19 protein-coding genes are annotated in these 22,930 nt (G+C 45.5%); 8 read left to right on the top strand and 11 right to left on the bottom strand.

Annotation, left to right across the window (positions count from 1 at the left end):
- Window positions 1-166: 166 nt before the first annotated feature.
- From K5L93_RS04230 to K5L93_RS04220, 3 genes are all read right to left on the bottom strand, one after another.
- On the bottom strand, window positions 167-979 hold the full coding sequence (locus tag K5L93_RS04230; RefSeq protein ID WP_220718603.1) for an N-acetyl-ornithine deacetylase: 813 nt from the start codon (window positions 977-979) through the stop codon (window positions 167-169).
- A gap of 125 nt (window positions 980-1,104) precedes the next feature.
- Entirely contained in the window at window positions 1,105-1,731 is a 627-nt protein-coding gene (locus K5L93_RS04225) for a transporter substrate-binding domain-containing protein (RefSeq protein WP_220718602.1), read from the bottom strand.
- A gap of 154 nt (window positions 1,732-1,885) precedes the next feature.
- Window positions 1,886-2,788, bottom strand: coding sequence for a LysR family transcriptional regulator (locus tag K5L93_RS04220; RefSeq protein ID WP_220718601.1), 903 nt, complete (start codon window positions 2,786-2,788; stop codon window positions 1,886-1,888).
- A gap of 219 nt (window positions 2,789-3,007) precedes the next feature.
- Between K5L93_RS04220 and K5L93_RS04215 the strand changes: the two genes are divergently transcribed.
- From K5L93_RS04215 to K5L93_RS04200, 4 genes are read left to right on the top strand one after another with little or no spacing between them, the layout of a single operon-like run.
- Window positions 3,008-3,790 (top strand): (Fe-S)-binding protein, encoded by a 783-nt coding sequence (locus K5L93_RS04215; protein WP_220718600.1) that lies wholly within the window; start codon window positions 3,008-3,010, stop codon window positions 3,788-3,790.
- The gene (locus K5L93_RS04210) at window positions 3,787-5,250 is read left to right on the top strand and encodes a LutB/LldF family L-lactate oxidation iron-sulfur protein (RefSeq protein WP_220718599.1); all 1,464 of its coding nucleotides are present in this window, start codon (window positions 3,787-3,789) and stop codon (window positions 5,248-5,250) included. The genes K5L93_RS04215 and K5L93_RS04210 overlap by 4 nt, the downstream gene beginning before the upstream one ends.
- Window positions 5,250-5,915 (top strand): LutC/YkgG family protein, encoded by a 666-nt coding sequence (locus tag K5L93_RS04205; RefSeq protein WP_220718598.1) that lies wholly within the window; start codon window positions 5,250-5,252, stop codon window positions 5,913-5,915. Before K5L93_RS04210 ends, K5L93_RS04205 begins: the two co-directional genes overlap by 1 nt.
- A 54-nt stretch (window positions 5,916-5,969) precedes the next feature.
- Window positions 5,970-8,798, top strand: coding sequence for an FAD-binding and (Fe-S)-binding domain-containing protein (locus K5L93_RS04200; RefSeq protein WP_220718597.1), 2,829 nt, complete (start codon window positions 5,970-5,972; stop codon window positions 8,796-8,798).
- 50 nt (window positions 8,799-8,848) lie between these two features.
- Here K5L93_RS04200 and K5L93_RS04195 read toward each other — a convergent pair whose 3' ends face one another.
- From K5L93_RS04195 to K5L93_RS04160, 8 genes are all read right to left on the bottom strand, one after another.
- Complete coding sequence (locus K5L93_RS04195; protein ID WP_220718596.1) at window positions 8,849-9,169, bottom strand: hypothetical protein; 321 nt, start codon at window positions 9,167-9,169, stop codon at window positions 8,849-8,851.
- Between the two features lie 121 nt (window positions 9,170-9,290).
- Complete coding sequence (locus tag K5L93_RS04190) at window positions 9,291-10,052, bottom strand: hypothetical protein (protein WP_220718595.1); 762 nt, start codon at window positions 10,050-10,052, stop codon at window positions 9,291-9,293.
- A 155-nt stretch (window positions 10,053-10,207) separates the two neighbouring features.
- On the bottom strand, window positions 10,208-12,019 hold the full coding sequence (locus K5L93_RS04185) for an ABC transporter ATP-binding protein/permease (protein ID WP_246614980.1): 1,812 nt from the start codon (window positions 12,017-12,019) through the stop codon (window positions 10,208-10,210).
- 174 nt (window positions 12,020-12,193) lie between these two features.
- Window positions 12,194-12,742, bottom strand: coding sequence for a hypothetical protein (locus K5L93_RS04180; protein ID WP_220718594.1), 549 nt, complete (start codon window positions 12,740-12,742; stop codon window positions 12,194-12,196).
- A 202-nt stretch (window positions 12,743-12,944) separates the two neighbouring features.
- On the bottom strand, window positions 12,945-13,502 hold the full coding sequence (locus K5L93_RS04175; protein WP_220718593.1) for a VC2662 family protein: 558 nt from the start codon (window positions 13,500-13,502) through the stop codon (window positions 12,945-12,947).
- 207 nt (window positions 13,503-13,709) lie between these two features.
- Window positions 13,710-14,924 carry a glycoside hydrolase family 53 protein gene (locus K5L93_RS04170; protein ID WP_220718592.1) on the bottom strand — a complete coding sequence of 405 codons (1,215 nt, stop codon included), beginning with the start codon at window positions 14,922-14,924 and terminating at the stop codon, window positions 13,710-13,712.
- Window positions 14,925-15,219: 295 nt separating this feature from the next.
- Window positions 15,220-17,187: an alkyl/aryl-sulfatase gene (locus K5L93_RS04165; protein ID WP_220718591.1), complete on the bottom strand. Its 1,968-nt coding sequence runs from the start codon at window positions 17,185-17,187 to the stop codon at window positions 15,220-15,222.
- A gap of 162 nt (window positions 17,188-17,349) precedes the next feature.
- On the bottom strand, window positions 17,350-18,300 hold the full coding sequence (locus K5L93_RS04160) for an AraC family transcriptional regulator (protein WP_220718590.1): 951 nt from the start codon (window positions 18,298-18,300) through the stop codon (window positions 17,350-17,352).
- A gap of 134 nt (window positions 18,301-18,434) precedes the next feature.
- Between K5L93_RS04160 and K5L93_RS04155 the strand changes: the two genes are divergently transcribed.
- The 4 genes from K5L93_RS04155 (at window position 18,435) to K5L93_RS04140 (ending at window position 22,893) form a co-directional block, all read left to right on the top strand.
- A complete protein-coding gene (locus tag K5L93_RS04155) occupies window positions 18,435-19,256 on the top strand; it encodes an NAD(P)H-binding protein (RefSeq protein WP_220718589.1) in 822 nt (273 codons plus the stop codon).
- 165 nt (window positions 19,257-19,421) lie between these two features.
- A complete protein-coding gene (locus K5L93_RS04150) occupies window positions 19,422-20,003 on the top strand; it encodes an SCO family protein (RefSeq protein WP_220718588.1) in 582 nt (193 codons plus the stop codon).
- Window positions 20,000-21,499: a methyl-accepting chemotaxis protein gene (locus K5L93_RS04145; protein ID WP_220718587.1), complete on the top strand. Its 1,500-nt coding sequence runs from the start codon at window positions 20,000-20,002 to the stop codon at window positions 21,497-21,499. The genes K5L93_RS04150 and K5L93_RS04145 overlap by 4 nt, the downstream gene beginning before the upstream one ends.
- Window positions 21,500-21,792: 293 nt before the next feature.
- Complete coding sequence (locus K5L93_RS04140; RefSeq protein WP_220721412.1) at window positions 21,793-22,893, top strand: ISAs1 family transposase; 1,101 nt, start codon at window positions 21,793-21,795, stop codon at window positions 22,891-22,893.
- The last annotated feature ends 37 nt before the right edge of the window (window positions 22,894-22,930 follow it).

Here is a 22,930-nt window from a genome sequence, read left to right as displayed (position 1 = left end):
CGCTTATCCGAACCTTTCGGGCAGCATTTCTTAGCCATTTATTCAGCGTTAGCGAGTGATGATTAAGCCCACTTAACTGCACACTCACTGCCTTGCCTAAATGGCTAATAAATTGCTGCAAAAACCATCAGCAAAGATCAACAGACCCTAGTTAGCGGCTTTTTAGTTATTGGCTTGAACGAACAAATTGTTGCATCACAGCGCAGTTAGCATTGATGCGCTGGTCAAAATCTTCTCGTGCAGGGGTTTCGCTGCACGCGCCGCGTTTAGCACCAATGCGCACTAAGCATGATTCAAACGAGCTGTCGTAATGGTTGTGAATTAAGCCATCATCTAGTGGGCAACCGTCAATGCTGTTGTCCTCGGCCACTTTAAAGTACTGCGCCAAGCTATCTCGCAAACCTAGGCTAAAAGGCCCTGCATCTTGCTCTGGCTCAAAAGAATACACATAGCAGTGGTGTTGCAATACATCTTCGTGGCAGGTCAGTATGCCGTCACTGCTTAGTGCTTTTAGCAGCGCTTGTTGCTTAATAAGCAGCTTGCCTTCTTTAGAGCTTTCTTCGGTTTCAATTGCGGTGCCATCGGTTACACCAAAGCCACGATTGGGGTTTTCACCATATTGGTTAAAGCGATGTCCGGCTTTAAATCCTGTAGGGTTTACTAGCGGCAATAGGCTTAAGTTTACTGATAGAAATACATCATCGTTAAGCTGGCTAAGAAACTTTAACATGCCCCATGGTCCAGCTGCTTCTTCTCCATGAAAGCCAGCGCTAATAAGAATATTAGGTAAATGTGGCTTGGGCTCCGCAGAGCGATATAAATCAACAGGGTAGCTTTCAATTTTACCAAGTGTTTGCTGTTGCATGCCTAAACGCTGCATTTGTTCATGAAGTAATGAATAGAATCTATCGATGTCATTGCTGGCACAGCCAAACTGTTGAGACTGCCAATGAAACTGTTGGAAAGAAGAACGGCTCAAAACCTAAGCTCCTGCATGGTTAAGTGATTGCTTAAGCGAACACTACCAGTACTTTTGCTTAGGCTCTAGTCTTGAGCAGTATTTACTTGTTTTTCTATATGGAGTTAGCGTTTTAGCTTAAGTGCTTAATCGTCGTCATCGTCAGAGTGAAGGCTTACTGCTTCTGCGAGTTTTTGTTTAAATTGCTCGGCAATGGCGTGATGTTTTTCATTTAAGTAGAAGTAGCTGGTTATGGTAATAAAAGGTTCTTTGAAGCAAGGTTTTATTAAAGCTTGATCGGTTTCATCAAGTAAAAACTCTATGGAGCGTTTACTTGCGGGGAAGTAATCGGCACGATGACGGCGAAGCATTTTCACCATTATGTGCGGGGTAGATACTTTCTCAAAACCCACTTCGGATAATTGATAAAAAATACCAAAGTAGGGAATGCCATTTAAACCTACCGGTTTAAAGTTACTCAGCTGGTTTGGGTCACTTGGGCAACTATGAGTCTCGGGTACCCAAATCCACAGCGAGGAGCTCTCGATGGGCACATCAATTTTTATCATGTGGCTAGAATCATGCCCTGATATTTCGTAGGGGAAAGCCTCGCCATCTAACTCGCCATGTTGCACCAAACGGTGAGCACGCGTTTCTGGCAATGGAATAAGCTCCAACTTAATATCCATTTTTGCGGCGGCTTCTACCAAGTAATTTAGACCGGGCTCATCTTCGCTCGAATCTAAATCGTAGTCGAGCACGGCGATTTTCATTAATGAAGCAGCATTAATGAAAAAAGGAATCAACAAAAAGCTTAGGATTAGCAATCGAATTGGCATTATTAGTTAAATATTTTATTGGCTTAGGCAAAGTATAGAGGGCATTTTAGCAAGGCTGGTTACAATTTAGTCATTTTGTGCTAAAAGCCTAAAAATACTCCGAAATGGCTAGATAGTGCTGCCTTATATGTTCAATCAGCAATTTGATTTTTTTGGGTTGCTGGCGGGTAAAAGGATACATGGCGTAAATGCCTAGCACCTTTGCAGCTTGGCCTGTTAGGACTTCTTGTAAGTCTTGTTTGGCTAAATCTTGGTACACCAAACATCGTGGTACATAAATTAAACCATGCCCAGCTAACGCCGTTTTGCGTAATGCTCGCGCGTTATTGGTGCTAAAGCCGCTGTTAATGCGAATGGCTTGAGTATTCTCCCCAACCTTAAATAGCCAGTCTTCGGCGCCTCCTTCTTGATAGCTATAACTTAGGCAGCGATGTTGTTTAAGCTCATCTGGGGCTTTGGGAGTGCCATGCTGTTTTAAGTAAGCTGGGCTGGCTACCACCACCCAATGCGAGTCGATAATATGCCTGGCAATTAACGATGAGTCAGGCAAGCTGCCGGTGCGAATCACCAAATCAAAACCATCTTCTAGCAAGTCTACAAAGCGATTATCCATCGACATCTCAATGCTAATTTCGGGGTGTTGTTCGCTAAATGCTGCTAAAGCTTCGGCAAGCAACAGTTCGCCCGAGATCGTTGGCACACTAATGCGGATCTTGCCGCTTAGGCTTTCGCCATATTCGCCTACTTCGGCAAAGGCTTCTTGTGCACTAAGCGCAATGTGTTTGGCTTGGCTATATAGTGCTTGGCCGGCCTCGGTGAGCGAGAGTTTACGGGTAGTGCGATAGAGCAGTTGTACCGCCAGTTGCTGCTCTAAACGAGCCACGCGCTTGCTCACTACCGAATTAGTTAACTCGCGCTGTTCTGCAACCCGAGAGAACGAGCCTTGCTCAACCACGTCGGCAAATAAAATCAAATCATCTACATTTGGCATATTTTGGAAATAATTAATTTCTTTGTTTCTATATATGGATAAATTGCCAAGGTGTAAAGTAAATGTTAATTAAAAGTGTGGTTTTAGCTAAGGCTTGCTTGGTACTTCACGGTTTACTTGCACTAAGGTCTGATTTCCGCCGGAGCAGGATTAACTAAAATCAAAGCTAAAATGCTAAACCTTGTTTTATAGCTGGTTGTTTATTAGTAAGGGAAAGGGATGAGTCAAACGGGATTAAGGATATACCCCAGCAAACCCAGTAAGGTGTATTTTTACGCAACTTGCTTGCTAGACCTGCTTGATCCCGATGGTGGCATAGCCGCCATAGAGTTAATTGAACGAGAAGGGGTAGAGGTTATTTGGGTAGAAAAACAAAGCTGCTGTGGCCAACCTGCCTATACCTCTGGCTACCAAGAACAAGCAAAAACCGTTGCCTTAAGCCAAATGGCACTATTTCCCGAAGATCACCCAATAGTCGTGATGTCGGGCTCTTGTGCCGGAATGATGTTTAAACACTATCCCCACTTATTTGCTAATGATGATATTTACGCCGACCAAGCGGAAGCATTTGCTGAACGGGTTTTTGAGTTTAGCGAATTTTTAGCCCATATTTGCCGGGCAAAACTACACGACCAAGGGCCCTTAACCTCGGTTGTGTTACACACCTCCTGCAGCGGGCGAAGAGAGTTGGGGATCCATGCCAGCTCGCAAGCTTTGCTGTCTCAGCTAGATAAAGTAGAACTTAAAAAAGCAGAGTACGAAAGCGAATGTTGTGGTTTTGGTGGCAGCTTCTCGCTGCGCCATAGCGAGATAAGTCAAGCCATGGTGGAAGATAAAGCCAGGCATTTACAAGGTTCTGGTGCCAGCTATTTAGTGAGTGCCGATTGGGGCTGCTTAGCTAACATTAATGGACATTTGGCCTATCGAGGAGAAGCCAGTCGCTTTAACGGCCAGCACCTAGCGAGCTTTTTATGGCAACGCACCAAGGGAGCTAAAGCATGAGTGTACAGCATTACTACCCTAGCCAGTTTAAACAACAAGCGAGCGATGCCCTCGCCAATCAAACCTTACGCAGTAACTTTCGCGGCGCCATGGATTACTTGCAGCAAAAGCGCAAAGACGCCTTTAGCGACCCGCAAGAGCTCGCACAATTGCGTGAACACGCCGAGAACATTCGCCAACGCTGTTTAAGCAAGTTACCGCAGCTACTAGAGCAGTTAGAGAAAAACTGCCAAGCCAATGGCATACAAGTGCATTGGGCCGAAGATGCCAAGCAAGCTCAACAGCTAATTGCCGAGTTAATTCAAAGCCAAGGCGCGACTAAGGTCGTTAAAGGCAAATCCATGGTGACCGAGGAGATCGAGCTTAACCAACATCTAGAAGGCCTAGGCATTGAATGTGTTGAGAGCGATATGGGTGAGTACATTGTGCAGTTGGCCAAAGAAACGCCCTCTCACATTATCATGCCGGCCATTCACAAAAATAAGCAGCAAGTAGCCGACTTATTTAAGCAACATATTAAAGACTTCGATTACACCTTATCGGTAGACAAGTTAATCCAAACCGGCCGCGAGGCCTTGCGCACCAAGTTTAAGCAAGCAGAGGTGGGCATATCTGGGGTGAACTTTGCGGTGGCTGAAACGGGCACTTTATGTTTGGTTGAAAATGAGGGCAATGGCCGCATGACCACTACCGTACCACCAGTGCATATTGCGGTTACTGGTATTGAGAAGGTGGTGGAGTTTTTAAGTGATGTGCCACCACTATTTAGCATTTTAACTCGCTCGGCGACTGGCCAGCATATTACCACTTACTTCAATATGATCTCTGGTCCACGACGTGCGCCAGAACGAGATGGGCCAAGCGAAGTGCATTTGGTATTGCTCGATAATGGTCGCTCACAAGCCTATGCCGACGAAGCCTTGCGTAAAACCCTGCAGTGTATTCGTTGTGGTGCCTGTATGAACCATTGCCCAGTTTATACCCGTGTTGGTGGCCATGCCTACGGCACCACTTACCCAGGCCCTATTGGGAAAATAATCTCGCCCCATTTACAGGGTTTAGCGCAAACCAGTGACCTAGTAACCGCCTCAAGCTTGTGTGGTGCCTGTGAAGAAGTGTGTCCGGTTAAGATCCCCATTCCTAGTTTGTTGCAGCGCTTGCGCCACGATGCAAAGCTGCCCGCTGCCGAGCAGACGCCAAGTTTGAAAGGGCAAGCGAGCGCTGCTAGTTGGACAGAGCACACCGCGTGGCGGATGTGGGCTTGGTTGAGTACTCATCCTAGTATCTACAATTGGGCTATGGCTGTTGGTGTAAAGCTTGCCAAATATTTGCCTATGCCAATGGGAGAGTGGACGCGTTGTCGTAATAAACCTGAGTTAGCCAGCCAAACCTTTCACCAAACAATGAAGCGCCGTGCTAGCAAGTCGGTAACTCGTTCAGCAACTGGGGGAGCACGCTAATGGCGGTGAGTAACTCAAGTGCCAAGCAAAACATTATGCAGCGTTTGGCCGCAGTATCGGCCTTAGCGCCAACAAACCAAACCAGTGCTAATGCCTGGCAGGCTTCTTCACCAGAGCAGGCTTTAGCCCGTTTTGAACAAAGCCTAGTGGCCGCCCATGCCGATGTAATTATTCTAGAAAATGCCAAGCAATTATCGGCTTGTTTGCAGGAGTTACAGCAACAGCACCAATGGCAAACTGCGCTATGTGGGGAAGGCGGCGAATGGAGCGAAGTCTTTAGTTTAGCGCTTGCCGAACACTTACAACTAAACCACTTTTTGCAGCCTTTTGAGCAGCTCAAAACTGCCTTGTTTGAAAGTACCGATGTCACTTTTACTGGCTGTGCTGCCGGCATTGCTGATACCGGCACTTTGGTGCTTAAACCCAGTGCCGATGAGCCCCGCAGCTTATCGCTGATTGCGCCGTGTCATGTGGCTGTGATTAAAGTCAGTCAAATTGTCGATAATTTTAGCCAATTAATCAGCGAGCAACATTGGCATAAAGGATTACCAAGTAACGTAGTGCTGATATCGGGGCCGTCTAAAACTGCCGATATTCAGCAAACCTTAGCGTATGGTGCACACGGCCCCAGCCAGCTAATTGTGATTGTGATAAATGGCGAGTAGCCGAGATTAAACTAATTTTTAACACCAAGTAGAAGCAGTGGAGCAGCCAAAAACATGACTCAAACACATAACGAGTTAGACGGACCTTACCAACAATTGTTTGAGCACTTGTCACTTACGCTTGCTCCCGAGCAGCTAATGACCAGTGAAGCGCAAACTTTAGCTTATGGAACCGACGCCAGTTTTTATCGCTTAATTCCGCAGCTGGTGGTTAAAGTTAACACCTTAGAGCAACTGCAACTAGTAATGGCCAGCTGCGCTAATTTGCAGCTGCCTTATACCTTTCGTGCTGCAGGTACCAGTTTGTCGGGGCAAGCGATCAGTGATTCTGTGCTTATTCTGCTTAGTGATGATTGGCGCTCTCATCAAATATTGGATAATGGCAACAAAATTAGTCTGCAGCCAGGGGTGATAGGCGCCGACGCCAACCGTTATTTAGCGCCTTTTCAGCGAAAAATTGGCCCCGATCCAGCTTCGATTAATGCTTGTAAAATTGGTGGTATTGCGGCCAATAATGCCTCGGGCATGTGTTGCGGCACCGCACAGAATTCTTATCACACAATGGCATCTATTACCTTGGTACTTACCGACGGGACGGTGCTTAATACCGCTGACCCACAAAGTGTGGCGGCCTTTAAGCAAAGCCATGCTAGCTTGTTAGAACAGCTGAGCGAGTTGGCTCAAACCACCCAACAAAACACCGCTTTAGCCGACAAAATTCGCCATAAATATCGACTAAAAAACACCACCGGTTATAGCTTAAACGCGCTGGTGGACTTTACCGACCCCTTCGAGATTTTGCAGCACTTGATGATTGGCTCAGAGGGTACCTTGGCCTTTATCGCCGAGCTTACCTACAACACTGTAGTGGAGCATCCACATAAAGCCTCAACGTTATTGGTGTTCGAAAATAGTGATGTGGCCTGTAAAGCAGTAGAAGTATTAGCCAAGCAAGCGGTTGCGGCAGTGGAGTTAATGGATGGCCGCGCGCTAGCATCGGTGGCTAACCAAGCGGGTATGCCCACGTTTATCGCCGACCTAGATAATCAAGCCTGCGCTTTACTCGTGGAAACGCGTGGTAGCCAAGCCGATGAATTAAGCCAATTATGCCAACAAGTGATGGACAGTTTGCTTAATTTCCCCCGCATTGGTGAGGTTGCGTTTACTACTAAATCGTCTGAAACCGCCGCCTTGTGGGCTATTCGCAAAGGCATGTTTCCTGCTGTGGGCGCAGTGCGAGAAACCGGCACAACGGTAATTATCGAAGATGTGGCTTTTCCAGTAGAGCGCCTAGCCAATGGCGTGAACGAGCTGCAAGCATTGTTCACCAAGCATGGTTATCACGAAGCGATTATTTTTGGCCACGCCTTAGCTGGTAACCTGCATTTTGTATTCACCCAAGGCTTCGAAGACCCCGATGAAGTGGCACGTTATGGCCGTTTTATGGATGAAGTAAGCCAGCTGGTGGCGGTTAAATATCAAGGTTCTCTAAAGGCTGAGCATGGCACTGGCCGGAACATGGCGCCCTTTGTTGAGCTAGAGTGGGGCGCCGAAGGCATTGCACTTATGCAACAAATTAAGCAACTGTTTGACCCACAAGGTTTGCTTAACCCCGGCGTTATTCTTAATGATGACAGCCAAGCCCATTTAGCAAACTTAAAACCGATGCCAGCCGCCGATGACTTAGTGGATAAGTGTATTGAATGCGGCTTTTGTGAACCGGTTTGTCCCTCGCGCAGCTTAAGCTTGAGCCCGCGGCAACGCATCGTTCTGTACCGAGAATTAAGCGAATTACGCCGAACTGGCGACAAACCTCTGCGCTTGGCCGAGCTAGAAAAAGACTTTAAGTACCAAGGCGTAGATACTTGTGCAGCAGTAGGCTTGTGTGCTGACCGTTGTCCTGTTGGCATTAACACCGGCGATTTGGTGCGTAAACTGCGCGAAAAACACTACGCTAAACATCAAAATATCGCTCGCTGGACAGCGGAGCATTTTTCTAGCGTAGCTACAATGACACGTTTAGGTTTAGGTACTGCAGAGCTTGGCCATAAAATACTGGGCGACAAAGCCCTAGGTGCCATTAGCAAAGGCATTACTAAGGTATCGGCGGGTAAGGTGCCTACTTGGAACCCTAGTTTTCCGCGTCGGGCCAAGTATCAACCACCTCAAGCTCGCTTTCATAAACAAAAGGTGGTGTATATTCCGTCTTGTGCCTCGCGCACTATGGCACCGCCCGCCAATGCTATCGACCCGCGCCCCTTGCTGGAAGTGACATGCAGTGTGCTTGAAAAAGCCGGCTTTGAGGTGATTATTCCTGATAATGGAGACGATCTCTGTTGCGGCATGCCTTATCACAGTAAAGGCATGTTCGATATTGCAGCGGGTAAATCGCAACAACTGGAAGATACTGTTTGGCGGCTCAGCGAACATGGCCGTTGGCCAGTGCTTATGGATACCAGCCCTTGTGCTAAACGTAGTAAAGAACAGTTTGGGCGTGATCTGGATATTCACGAGCCCATTGGTTTTATTCACCAGCACGCGTTAGACAAGTTAGAGATTGCCCAACTTGATGAACCCGTGATGCTGCACCTAACCTGTAGTTCACGGCGAATGGACATGCACGACCCCTTGCTAAGCATTGCCAAGCGCTGCGCTAAACAAGCGATATTGCCTGAGCATATCTATTGCTGCGGCTGGGCAGGCGACAAAGGCTTTACCACTCCCGAGTTAAATCAAGCCGCGCTAGCCCCACTTAAAGCACAAGTACCAGAAGGCTGCACCCGTGGCTACAGCAATAGCCGAACCTGCGAAATAGGCTTATCACAACACAGCGGTGTGGTGTATCAATCGATATTGTATTTGATAGATGAAGTGAGTTTGTAGAGAGACGAGTGTTAGTAAGCGAATAAGTTGAGGCTTATTCGCTTTTACTTTTATTGGCTTAAACACTCTAAAGTAAGCTCTCCTTTAGCGTTTCTTAGATTTAAATGAATGGAAAAATCATCATCTGTTTTGTTTCTTGGCGCACTTTTAACAGTGGTGATTAAGCCTTGGTGATTTATTTCTGCAAGGAACTGGCTTACAAATGGCTTGTTTAAGCTGGTTTCTAATATCCCTGCTGTTTTAATCTCGATGCTTAGCGCTTTGTTACGCAGAATTGACTGAGAGTCACCCGCAGTTTTGGCTAATAAGCTTATGGTTGGTATAGGTATAACCGCGGGTTCTCCATCAATAAAAGCTTCATTGATTAACATACAACCAATATGTACCTCGCCAGAGTTAGCCGCTATAGCAGTATTTATATTGAAAGAAGCCAACGCAGCGAACAGCAAAGCTAAGCTTCTTTTTAATGCTCTTGTATTTTTCATGAATGTATTAATAAAAAATTCCCTTTCCAAGCGGTTGATTATTTAGAATTTGCCAACGTAATATTTTCTCTAGTTTCCACATCGACCTATTCACTTCACCCAGAGTTTTGTCTTCAATTTCTCGTAACAAAGCCGCTAGCTTTTGAGTCACTCCATATTTGCTATCTAACTTATCAAGTCCCCAGCCAACAAGTAAACCTACAAAAATGGCAATTGCTAATGGAGCAGCAGCTAAAGTCGTTACAGTGCCAACAGCAGTAGCCGCGATTGCACCCACAATTGCCGAAATACCAACTTTGACTAATGAAACCGCTAGGTCTGCAACTAATTCACTTAATAGAAATTGGTCTTTTAGTAGGTGTTCTAAAATAATAATAGGTACTGTCAAAATAAATGTTAGTCTTGCCCCGGCTCTAGCAGAGGATTTAATCGCTGCTTTACCGACAGCCATGTCGACCACTTTTGTGTTTGTTGATAAATATCTGGCAGCAGTAAAGATATGCCGTTGACCAGGTCTGCCTTTAAAAATAATGTAGATTTTTCCATTAACTACTTTTTCATAAACTTTACCTGAAAAACCTAGATCTCTAATTAGTTTTGTAAGGGTGACTAGATCATTACCAGTAGCGGTTAGCCCAGCAGCAGTGCGTGTCCCCGATACAATCTGACTCTTGATTGCTTGTTCATAAAATTCTTTAACTTGATTACTTTCTAAAACGTAAACAAGTTGATGATTATTGGTAACATCTTGGGTGAATTTTTTATCCATAAAATACGCTTATTCATTCCTGCAATCTGTCAAAAAACAAACATGCCTTTATTTGATGTTATTGTCAATTAAGTCGTGGTGTTTACTGATTGATCAGGCTAGCTACAGTAATAGCCTTGTTGAAGTTAAGTTCTGAAAGTTGCCTTCTCAGGCTTCTACCGATGATACTTAAACTGCAACTCTACTAAGCGTTGATATAGCGGGCAGCTTTGCAGCAGAGATTGGTGATCGCCAACATCAATTAAGCGGCCTAGATCCATTACTGCGATTTTGTCGGCGTGCTGAATGGTTGAGAGGCGATGAGCAATAATTAAGGTAGTTCGCTTATTCATTAACTCTTGCAGGGCTTGTTGAACGTGGTGTTCGCTCTCGCTGTCTAGGGCGCTGGTGGCTTCGTCTAGTAGCAATATACTCGGGTTCTTTAATATGGCTCTAGCGATAGCAATGCGCTGGCGTTGGCCGCCAGATAATCGCACGCCTCGCTCACCCAAAAAGCTGTTATAGCCTTGTGGTAATTGGCTAATAAATTCATGGGCGTGGGCTTTTTTAGCTGCCTCTATTACTTGTTCGTTGCTGGCATCGGGATTGCCATAACGAATGTTGTGGAATACGTCGCTGCTAAACAGGGCTGGGTGTTGTGGCACTAGAGCCATGTGTTGGCGCAGCGCTGCAGGTTCTAGTTGGCGAATGTTTACGCCGCCTAAACTTACCTCGCCTATTTGCGGGTCGTAAAAGCGTTGCAGCAATTCGAACAGGGTGGTTTTACCAGCGCCCGATGGCCCAACTAGTGCCAGTACTTTGCCTTTATCTGCCTTTAATGTAAGTTGCTCTGTTGCTGCAATATCGGGCTTAGAAGGGTAGTGAAATGTGACATCTTTAAAGGCCACTTCGGCGCTTAACCCGTTAGCTGAGGCAAGGTCTTGGCTAGGTGCGGTAATGTGGCTTTTTACTTGTAGAATTTCAATCAAGCGTTCGGTGGCACCTGCGGCGCGTTGTAATTCGCCTAATACTTCTGAAATGGTCGCCAAGGAAGAGGCAACCATAATGGCATAAAACACAAAGGCGGCTAAATCTCCGGCCGACATCACGCCGTTTATTACATCGCTTCCGCCTACCCACAACATGCCGGCAATGGCACTAAATACAATCACGATAACGCCAGAGATTAAGATGGCACGTTGTTTAACTCGCTGTCTGCCTACTTCAAAGGCCTTTTCTACTTCTTTTGAAAACAGCGCACTTTCTTGGGCTTCGTTACTGTAACTCTGCACGGTTTTTATTTGCTCAATGGCTTCGCCTGCGTAGCTGCCTACATCGGCCATTGAGTCTTGGCTTTGGCGCGAGAGAGCTCTAACACGTCGGCCGTAAATCAGGATAGGAACCAAGATAAAGGGCACCGAGGCTAATACAATAAGGGTGAGCTTTATATTGGTGGCAAATAGCATGATTATTGCGCCCGCACACATTAAGACACTGCGCATAGCCATAGAAAATGACGAGCCAATAATGCTTTGCAATAAGGTGGTGTCGGTGGTGATACGCGACATAATGTCGCCACTGCCGTTGGTTTCAAAGTAGCTTGGGTGCAAGGTAATTACGTGATTAAACACGGCTAGCCTTATGTCGGCGCTAACTCGCTCTCCCACCGAAGACACTAAGTAAAAACGAAAAAAGGTGCCAATAGCAATGAGCAGGGTGACCATAAGTATAAATTGAATGGCATTACCCAGCTCTTGTTGCGACTGCTGGGCGAAGCCTTCATCAATTAAAATGCGCACCCCGTAACCCACCGAGAGGGTGAGAGAGGCGGTGAAGATTAGCGCAAGTAAAGCCCCAGCCACCTTAACTTTATAGGGGCGAATAAAAGCAATTAACTCAAACAAAATGCGCAGGTTTTTAGCTTTTTTCTGTGGCTGCGCAGAGTTTGGGGTGGCGTTGTGCGCATGGTTGTTAGTTTGCGTTTGCATTGCTGAGCCTTGGTTGTAGCCAGCGTTTCGCTAACTATTTTGTACTGCGTGATTAAGCCCAATATAAGCTTGATAGTGCTGCTCATATAACGATTGCTTCAAGTGCTTAGAATAGCAAAGCTTAGCTTTTGAGGTGGGTAGCAATTGTCATTTTGTAAGTGTTGTTAAGCAGGTTTAATAGTGGCGGTTGGCGCCTAGCTTTGTGGCGTCGTTAATCGTTTTGTAAACCTTTAGTTGGCAGGCATCGCAGCGGGTTTCTAAACCAATGTACAAAGGGCTTTGGCAAAAGTGGCAATGGGCAGCCTTTAGTGGTTCTAGCTTGGCTCGCCGTTGTTTGTGACTAGGGCACTTTTTGTGTTTAAGCAACCAAACAAAGCATAAGATGTTGATGGTAAAGCTTAAGCCACGCAGCCACCAAATATAGTCACTGTATTGCGGTGCTTCCGGGTCAAATAGTAAGCCGGTTACGATCAGCGAAAATAACAAAATCACCACTTTTGATACTAAACCATTGGTGTAGCGGCTGTCGGTTTGATTATTACATTCGCTACAAAGCCAATGCTGCCTTTTGTTTAAAGGCAAAATGGGGATCCAAAACAAACCTAACCAAGCGCGATAACGCCACAGCTCGGCAATCACTGGTTTCTCACAGTAATTGCAGTAATCTCGGCTGTAGCCAATCCGTTTGGCGTTTCGTTTCTTAATCCCTAAGTGTAAGTACATGCTGGCCGTTATCCGAGCCTAAGGTGCTTGGTGCTTAGGCAAATGGAGTTGATTTTTTGTTCACTCAAGCATGTATGTTACTGATTGGAATACAAGTAATACAGAATATTGTTGTGTTATGTGACGTGAGGTTTGCGGAAAATAAAAAGGCCAGCAATTAGGCTGGCCTAGAATTAGTTTAGGCTATTAAGCTTTGCTGCGGTTATTTAGCAAAGTTAAAAATTGGGAAGCATTTAAAGAAGCCATTGTCGGCACAATTGATTAGGCCAATTTGTACGCCGTCGATTTCTTTAGTCATGTTAAATACACCCAACTGGAAGTTAGATTTTTCTGAGATGCTAGCGAAGCCTAGGTCTGCTTTGGTATAGCCCTCTGAAAAGTTTACTGCGCTCCAGTTTAGGCCATTTACGTCGTTAGTAACGTTTACTGCAGCTAGGTTAACACCGGTAGTTGAGCCAGTATTCCAGTTAAATAGGCCTAAAGACACCCCTTTCATTTCTTCGGTTACTTTAGCGCCACCAAAAAGTAGTCCAAAGTTAATACCTGTGGTGCGCTTGGTCTCAGACATACCTAATACCGAGAAGTCTACACCTTTTACTTCGTCTACTTGACCATGAAGTACTGATAAACGTACGCCGCCAACGGTGTTTGAATCTGGTGCGTTATAGCCGTTGATCGTTGAGAACATTACTGGCGATTCGGCAAAGGCAGGAGCAGAAATTACGGCGCTAAGTGCTATAGCTGAAATGAATTTTTTCAAGGGTGAATCTCCATAAGCTGCATTGGCATAATAAGTGGTTTCGCCAAGGCAGGAGTCAATCAATAAGGGAGTGCAGTATATAATATGCTTAAGTTAAAAAGCGAGAGCGTGATGTTTACTATTTCAGTTATAAAAGGTCTTACTATGCACTACTTGGATTTAAGCTAATTTTTCACAGGTTCAATAATACTGCTACAACTTTTTCTGTTACTTTTGCGTCTTAAATATTTCCAATGAGGGTAAAGCATTGCCTCCAAAGTCGAATAGGCCTTGGTTTTCCCAGGCATTACCCATTTGCCATTGATCACTGCCGTAGGCCATTCCAGCTTTTGTCGCCCAGGTTGCGCCTTCTACAGGTAACCAAGCTGGCTCCCAATAATAAATGCCCAGACCTTGCTGGTTAGGTAGGTTATTAAGTAAAAGCATTATGTCGGAAAGAAATTGGGCTTGGCCGTTTACCGACACTTGATAACCTTGAATTGGGCCTGAGTCAGAATAACTGTTTTCTAGTCTATCTGCGTTTGCATTGGTATAGGGGAATGAGGTTTCAACGAGCAAAATGGGCTTGTTATATCGATTGCTTAGGTCTTCCATATTGGCTTTTACATCGGCAATCGGGCCGTGCCACCAAGGATAGTAAGACATACCAATAATGTCGTACTCAACACCGTATTGATGTATTTCATCAAACCACCAACGAAAGTATTCATTTTTACCAGCTTCGGCAAGATGCAAAATAATTTGAGTATCTTGCTCTCCGCTATTATCGTGTACTGCCTGAATCCCAGCTTTTAATAGTAGTGATAGCTTTTCGAATCCTTGGCTACCGGGTCCCCAGTTTTTGCCGTCTGGCCATAGCATTCCACCATTGATTTCATTGCCTATTTGAACACTATCAGGCACTACACCTGCGGCTTGGTAAGCTTGCATTACCTGTGCGGTGTAGTCGTATACTTTTTGATTTAAGTTTTCAAAAGATAGGTGCTGCCAAGCTTTGGGCTTGCTTTGTTTTTTGGGATCGGCCCAAAAGTCGCTGTAGTGAAGATCCAGTAGAAAAGTCATGCCATTGTCTTTGGCGCGTTTAGCCAAGTCTATGGAACGTGTTAATTGGTTATTTCCTCCGCCATAGCTCTCTCCGGTGTTAGATTTTGGATCTATCCATAACCTCGTCCTAATGGCATTCACCCCGTGTTTTTTTAGTATTGTGAATAAGTCTTGCTCAACACTTTGGTGATAATACTTGCCGCCTAAAGCCTCAATTTCTGGCAGCATTGATATATCTACCCCGCGGATGAAATCGTCCCTTAACTTGGGTGCTGTTATGTTGGCGTCGTCATCGTTGTCACTGGAAGAACTCGCTGTTTGGCAGCCTGCGAGTAGGCTAATGGCGAAGCAAAATACTAATCTAAGAGTTATGTTCAATAGGGTCTCTAGCTGTGCTGTGGGGTTGCTGGGTATGTATCCACAATACTGTGGTTACTTAGCCATTGTTTGAGAGTGTCTATCGATTTAGTGTGCAAGATTGCTTTATTAAGAACTTAGACCGGCTTCTCATTGGTGCTTATTCAGTGCTTATTATTATTGGTTTTTGTGGTGTAAGTCTGAGTGCTCATAGGTATGAGCGAAGCGAAGTGAGCAGGACAGGCTTTGCTGTTGTTCATTGAGGAGTACCTTGTACGCTCTAAGTGAAACATAGAGTGTACAAGGCAGTAGTTATTTAAGGCGTTACAATATTAAACCAGAAGTTAAACTCGTCTAGCATGGCTAAAAAGCTATCAAACACCACTTTGTCGCCGGCAATTTTTATGTCGCCGTTGGCAATGGCATCATCAAAACTAAGCTGTTTAAGCTGAATATTGTTCATGGTTTGCATGCTTAAACTTAGGCTTACGTCGGCTTTGGCTACTTGTTTTTGGCTATGGTTTAATACGGCGTTTTCTAACGTTAAACTGTGGTGACTGTCTATGTCGGTAAAGTCGATGTTAATGGTGAAGCTTTTCCCTTGCGCCTTTTCGGCTATTAAACGCACCGCGAGGTAGTCAAACAGCATGTCTGGTGTCATGGCTCGAATGGTATCGGGTGTGGCTGTTTGCGTGCCGCCAGCGCTAGGAACACCATTGCGCAGTTCGTAAGCACCTTGCAAATACACTGAGCGCCAAGGGCCAGATTCTGCCTGATAGCCAAGTTGTTCATAAGCGTCAGCGAGTAGTTCTTTAGCTGCTTGGTTTTGCTGGTTAGCAAATACGGCGTGTTTCATTACCTCGGCCACCCAGCGATATTCGCCTTTATCAAAAGAGGCTTGAGCCTTTTCTAATACTTGTGCTTCACCGCCCATAAACTCCATGTATTTTTTAGCCACCATTTCTTGCGGTAAATTATTTAGATCTGATGGGTTACCGTTGTACCAGCCCATGTAACGCTGGTATACCGCTCGGCTGTTGTGGCGTAAAGTGCCGTAATACCCACGGGTTGGCCAATTGCTCTCTAGCTCTGGAGGTAGCTTAAGCATTTCTGATATTTCTTCACCGTTATAACCTTGGTTCATTAAACGCACCGATTGGTCATGGGTAAATTTGTAAATATCGCGCTGCTTTTTGAAGTAGGGAACAATGTTGTCGTTGCCCCACACTGGCCAATGATGGCTCTGAAATTTTACTTCTACCGTGTCGCCCCAACGCTCTATGGTCTCGTTAAGAAAGCTTGACCACTTAAGTGCATCACGCACTTGTGCGCCGCGTAGGGTAAGAATGTTGTGCATAGTATTGGTGGTGTTTTCTGCCATCCAAAGAGCATTCCATTTAGCAAACCATGTATTCATTTCGGCGGGGGCTTCGGTACCTGGTGTCATTTGAAATTCCATCTCCACACCGTCAATGCTTACAACCTCGCCTGTTTCTTTGATTTCTTGAGTGGGTAAGAGTAAACCCGCCAAGCCGGTAGACGTGGTCATGCCTAAGCCGCCGTTCACACCACCAGTTGCGTTGCGTGGTAGTAGGGCACCGTACATATAAACCGCACGTCGTCCCATGGCATTGCCGGCAATCACATTCTCTGATACCGCGTGTTCGGTAAAGTGTTCTGGCGCTAAAATTTGCACCTTTCCTGCTTCTACATCGGCTTTGGTAACAAGACCAGTAGCGCCACCGTAATGGTCGATATGACTATGGCTATAAATAATGCCAAGCACTGGGCGCTCCCCTAATTTTTGATTAATTAAGTCTAGGGCTGCTTTGGCGGTTTCTGGTGAAATGAGCGGGTCGAATACTATCCAACCGGTGTCGCCTTTAACAAAGGTAATGTTAGATAGATCGTAAGATCTCACTTGATAAATATTAGGTGTAACTTCAAATAAACCGTATTGAATAACCAGTTGAGCATTGCGCCAAAGGCTGGGGTTTACCGTGTCTGGCGCAGCCTTATCTACCGATATAAACGCTTTGTACTGCTCTAAGTCCCATACAACCTTGCCGTCGGCCGATTTAATGGTAAGGGTGTCTGGTTGAGCAATAAAGCCGCGTTGGGCATTCTCAAAATCTTCGGTGTCGTTGAAGGGAAGGCTTTCCAATACAGCAGCATTGGCTTTTTTGGTAAACTCGGTGGCTGGTTTGGGTTCGGTAGCAGCTAAGCTTGGCAAGCTGAATAGCATTATAACAGCGCTAGTAATCGCAAACTGAAGTGGGTGCATTATTTCTTCCTTGATCAATAAATGACTTAAGTTGAAAAACCGCTGCAAATACTGCTAAAAGTATCCACATTATGCCGCCAAACACATGCTGTTGCACAGGCAAGCTACTTGAGTATTGGTGCTGTTATTAAGAGCCGCAAGTTTAGCGGAGAACTTAGCTGGCTACATTGAGTAGACCTTACCTGGTGATTTGCCAATTACCCGCTTAAACGCCCGAGAAAAAGCCGCTTCAGAGTTATAGCCGAGCTCTTCGGCCAGTTCTATTAACGGAACGTGCTGTTGCTGTAAGCGCTGATGAGCGAGGTTCATTCGCCATTGAGTGAGGTAGTTTTTAACGCTGTTGCCAATGAGTTGGCTAAACCGGGCTGAAAACCCCGAGCGCGACATACCACATTCTTGGGCTAGGCTTGCCACTGTCCAGCTTTTTTCTGGCTGGTGGTGAATCGCCCGTAAGGCGATGCCTATTTGTTTATCGCGTAATGCTCCCAACCAACCTTCACTGGCCTGTGGCGCTTGTTCAAGCCAATGGCGAATGAGCTGTATCACCAGAATATCGGCCAAGTGGGTAATGATGGTTTCCCCGCCAGGTTTAAGTTGCTGCGCTTCAGCGGTAATAAGATCAAGGGTATTGGTAAGCCATTGCGGGTGTTCTAACTCACTTTGGTGCAGGCTTAATACCGGTGGCAATTGCTGAATGAGTTGTTGCGCCGCCAGCTGGTCGAAGCCGAGCACACCACAGGTTACCTCTGTTAACTCGCCGCTTTGGTTAATCTCTAAGGTTTCGTATCTCTCACTTAGGCGTTTTACCCCAGACTCAAAAAGTGGCGTGGGGCTTAGTTGAGGATTGCTCGTTAAGCTATGACCAAGTGTGTGCGGTATTAATACCAAACTGCCTTGTTTTAGTTGTTGCGGAGCTTGATTGTTAATACACAACCAGCACTGGCCTTTCGTCACTATGTGAAACATCAACTTACCAGGCAAAAGCGGCATAGAGATAGACCAGTCCCCGCGCAACACCGAGCGACAATACAATCCGCCATCTACCCGCAGTTGATGCAGCGTTTCTCCCAAAGGGTCGTTAGCAGTAGGAAAAAATACCGGATTGATGGACATAACCCTTACTCTCGCTTATTTGGACGAATGGTTAAAAATTGTAGCTTTAAGGGTATTAAACATCCAGTTGCTTTATCAAATACTAAATAGGTGATTAACACACTATGTCTTCAACAAATATTTAGGAGCACAAGATGACAGCAACCACCTTAATTATTGGCGCAAAAGGTAAAACCGGACGTCGCGTAGAATCACTACTGCAGGCTAAAGGCATAAGTACTCGCGGTGTTTCCCGCTCAAGCTCTCCAGCTTTTGATTGGCTCAAACCAGATACTTGGCTAGAGGCAATGCAGGGTTGCGAGTCTGCTTACGTAACTTACCAACCCGATCTGGCGGTTCCCGCCGCCAAACAACATATTGCGGAGTTTATCGTACAGGCTAAAAAAGCCGGCATAAAACACCTAGTGTTGCTATCGGGCAGAGGTGAGCAAGGCGCCGAGCAGGCAGAGCAACAACTCATTAATAGCGGTTTAAAGTGGAATGTAGTGCGAGCCAGTTGGTTTTCGCAAAACTTTAGTGAAGGCTTTTTAATTGAGTCGGTGATCGCCGGACAAGTTGCTTTGCCAGCCGGTGATGTATTAGAGCCCTTTGTCGATGTAGACGACATTGCCGAAGTGGCAGTAGCTTGTTTAACTAAACCGGCTTTAGCAAATACTTTGTTTGAAGTAACGGGCCCCGAGTTATTAACCCTGCGCGACTGCGTGGCGCAAGTTGCTCAAGCACAAAATAAGCCCATTGAGTTTATCGATATTAGTGTAAGCCAGTTTGTTGAAGCACTAAAAAAACAAGGCATGCCAGCAGACATGTTATGGCTAATGAATGAGTTATTTGGGTCGGTAATGGATGGTCGAAATAGCCATTTGTGCAAGGGGGTAGAGCAAGCTTTGGGGCGCAAGCCTAAATCTTTTTCTGCCTATGCGGCGGAAGCTCATGCAGCAGGTGCCTGGCAACTATAGTTTAAATCAACGTCTCCATTAACAAGCGAGTGCTGGGCATTCGCTTTTTCTTTTCTCTATGGCCTTTATTCGCTTGGCTATTGCCTCGCTAAAAAATGAGAGACAGTTCAAAAACCCGATTACTGATAACTGGGTTACTAGTCTGGCTGCAACTAAGCTGAAATGATGAACCAGTATCTCGTTAAATTTAGGGCACTTTTGCTGTTTGTTTGCCCAGCCGTGTTTGCTTTTGCGTTGCCATTTGTAAAGCCAGTTTCCCAAGCTGGCGATTTTTATGGGCAACTTAGCCAAGCTCAGGCTTACAATATTTTGCTAAATCAGCAGGGTGAGCTTAGTGATTACCATGGCAAATATACTTATTTGTTTTTGGGCTTTCAGGGCTGTAGTCAGGCTTGCCCTCGCCAGTTACTCAATTTAGCGGCCTTAGCCGATGATGCGGCATTACAGGCCGCCCAGTTTTTGTATATTGATTTAGTGATGTCTGCCCCTCAACAGGCCTTTAGCTCTGCGATGTTAAACAAGGTGGAGTTTCGTCAGGTTGCTGACTTTCAGCAATCTATCGAGGTATCACAACGCTTTCCAGGTTATGTCTCAACCAGTTTCGACCAGCAAGTTGTTGACCACTCAGCATACTTGTACCTGCTTAACCCTCAAGGTGAGGTGAGCTTGGTATATACCCAGCAAAACCTTGATATTAGCCAGGTAGTTACCGATTTTAAGTTATTGCAACAAGGTGATTTATTATGATTTCTAACTCCGCACAGCTAGCCGATAAGCAGGTACTGTACATTTTATTGGCTCATTTACCAGTAGTAGGGCTGCTGGTACCTATTGGTTACGCAAGCCATTCTTTTGCGCTAACCATGTCGGTGCTCATCTCTATTGTAGCCTTGCTTAACTATACGTATATGCGCGGAACTCGTCTGTCTTCTTGCATAAATGCCATGTTGCTGATGGTGTATTCCATGGTAATGATTCAGGCCCAATTGGGCCGATTAGAAATGCATTTTCATATCTTTGCGGCCTTGGCGTTTGTATTGATCTACAAAGATTGGTTACCAGTGGTGGCTGCGGCGGGCTTAATTGCCGTGCATCACTTGGTGTTTACTGCTTTGCAGCTAAATGATGCGAGTTTAGGCGGTATACCGGTGATTTTATATAGCACCGGTTGCTCCTGGGGAACGGCTTTTGTGCACGCAGCTTTTGTGGTGGTAGAAAGTGGGGTACTGATTTTTTACGCGATCAACATGGCTAAGGATGCGAAGGTGTCGAACTCGGTTATTTTGGCCGTCGATAAGTTGGCTGAAAACAAAGACCTTACTGCCACTATTACCAGCAATACTGAGCACCCCACGGTGATTGCATTCAATACTTTAATTACCGAATTCAATGAACTGTTTAGCGACTTAAAACAATCTATTGTCGATATAAATGGTTTAGTGAGTGGGCTAAACCAGCAAAGTAGCGAAACCAAAGAAATTGTTATGCAGCAAATGCAGCAAAGTGATTCTGTCGCTAGCGCCTCTGTGCAGTTATCCCATTCGGCGCGTCATGTGGCTGATAATGCCAGCAATGCGGCAAATGCCGCGGAGTCCGTAGAGGCGCAAATTCAGTCTGGCTCAAAAGATGTAGATGAATCGGTAGCTGCCACCCAAACACTAAATAGCTTGCTTAGCGATTCGGAAGTTTATACCAGCCAACTTAACGACAATGTACAAGGAATTAACGCGGTTATCGAAGTGATTAAAGCGATATCGGAACAAACCAATTTGCTGGCCTTAAATGCCGCCATTGAAGCCGCCCGCGCAGGCGAGTTAGGGCGCGGTTTTGCAGTAGTGGCTGATGAAGTGCGGGCATTGGCAGCCAGAACCCAGCAATCGACAGGAGAGGTTAATCAAATCATCGATACCTTGCAAACCAACGCTTCGCAAGTGGTAGATTCAATGCAAAAAGGGTTGGTGTATTCCGATGAGTCTAAAGCCAAAATTGAGTCTGGTGGTAGCGCGCTTTCTCAAATTAATCAGAGCGTAAGTGATATGCGCGATGTGAATACCCAAATAGCTAACAGCACCACCGAACAAACCGATGCTTGTAACCAGATAGAGCAAAGTATTAATGAGATCAGAGACAAAAACACCGTGTTAATTGAGCAAAGCCAGTTGCTTGCCGATACCGCAGAAAAAGTCGCTAATACTATGCTTTCGCTGGAGCAACGAGTCGCCTTGTATCAAACTCAAAAGTGATTTAATGGCAAGAGGCAAAGCTTAATTCTTTGCCTTGCTTGCCTTAGTTTGGGTTGCGATTGGATACCAACCGGCTCGCAAAATATTTTACTCAAGAGCAACCATTTGCAGAGCTTTTAAGTTCGATGATTTGTTCTTAATATCCTGCTTTTTACACATTAATCGTAGGCGGCGATAAACCTCGTAGTTTATTGTAAAATGGGTTCCATACCCCTATCACTAGAGCAGGGCGGGATCGCACTTTGTTAACTAATATGATCTAATTGTGCCAAACCCTCAGCAGCACAGTCATTTTGAACCTTATTGAACACTTATCTGTTGTAGAAGATACTCGATCGGACATCAACCAGAAACACAACCTTATTGATGTTATGTTCCTTGTGATCAGCGCTATCGCATCGGGATGCGAAGGTTGGCAAGACATTGAATTTTTTGGAGAAGAAAAACTCGACTGGTTAAGAAAATATCGACCATTCGAGCATGGCATCCCTCGAAGACACACGATAGCTCGCATCTTGCGTTCCGTTGTTGCGGAATCTTTGCTTGAAGCTTTGGCTCTTTGGATTAACGAACAACGAACTACTCAGAACAAACCCATTATCGCTTTTGACGGAAAGGTTCTACGGGGCTCCTATCGTAACGACAGGAAAACAGCATTGCAGTTGGTCACGGCTTACGACACCGAGCGTGGCCTCGTTCTAAGCCAAAAGCCGACTGAGACTAAAAATGGTGAAATAAGCATTGTTCGTCAAATGCTTGATGTCATTAATGTAAAGGGTAGTGTTGTCACGGTTGATGCACTGCATTGCCAGCGTGAAACACTAGAAAAAATCAAAGAAAAACAAGCGCATGTTGTTGTCCAGGTTAAGAATAATCAGCCCAAGCTTAGAGCGGCTGTTGTGGAGCAGTTCCAAGCGATTTTTGATGCAGGTAAAGAGAAAATAGTCACCGAGGTCAAAGAGAAAAAACATGGTCGCAGCGAAGAGCGATACGTATTTCAGATAAAGGCCAAATTGCCCGACGAATTGGCGAAGAAATGGCCGACGATAAGAAGCATCATAGCAGTGGAACGCCATCGTGTGATCAATGGTAAAGGTACTGTAGATACCTCTTACTACATTAGTTCTTTGTCGCCAAACCACAAACTACTGGGCCATTATATTCGCCAGCATTGGCGGATTGAGAACAGCCAACATTATGTTTTAGATGTTGTTTTTAAAGAAGATAGCTCTCGTATTACTTTAGATGGTGCCGTTGAAAACATTGCGTTATCTAGACGTTTTGTGATGAATATGCTCAAGCAATGCGAATGTGGTGCGCCGAGCCAAAAAGTGAAGCTGAAGAAAGCGGGTTGGAACGATGATTATAGGGCAAGAGTCTTCTTTGGGTTATAAATCCATCAAAGTATGCTCCCGCCCTGATCACTAGAGT

The organism is Agarivorans litoreus (assembly GCF_019649015.1).
Classification (GTDB): domain Bacteria; phylum Pseudomonadota; class Gammaproteobacteria; order Enterobacterales; family Celerinatantimonadaceae; genus Agarivorans; species Agarivorans litoreus.
This window is presented reverse-complemented; position numbering and strand designations above follow the sequence as displayed.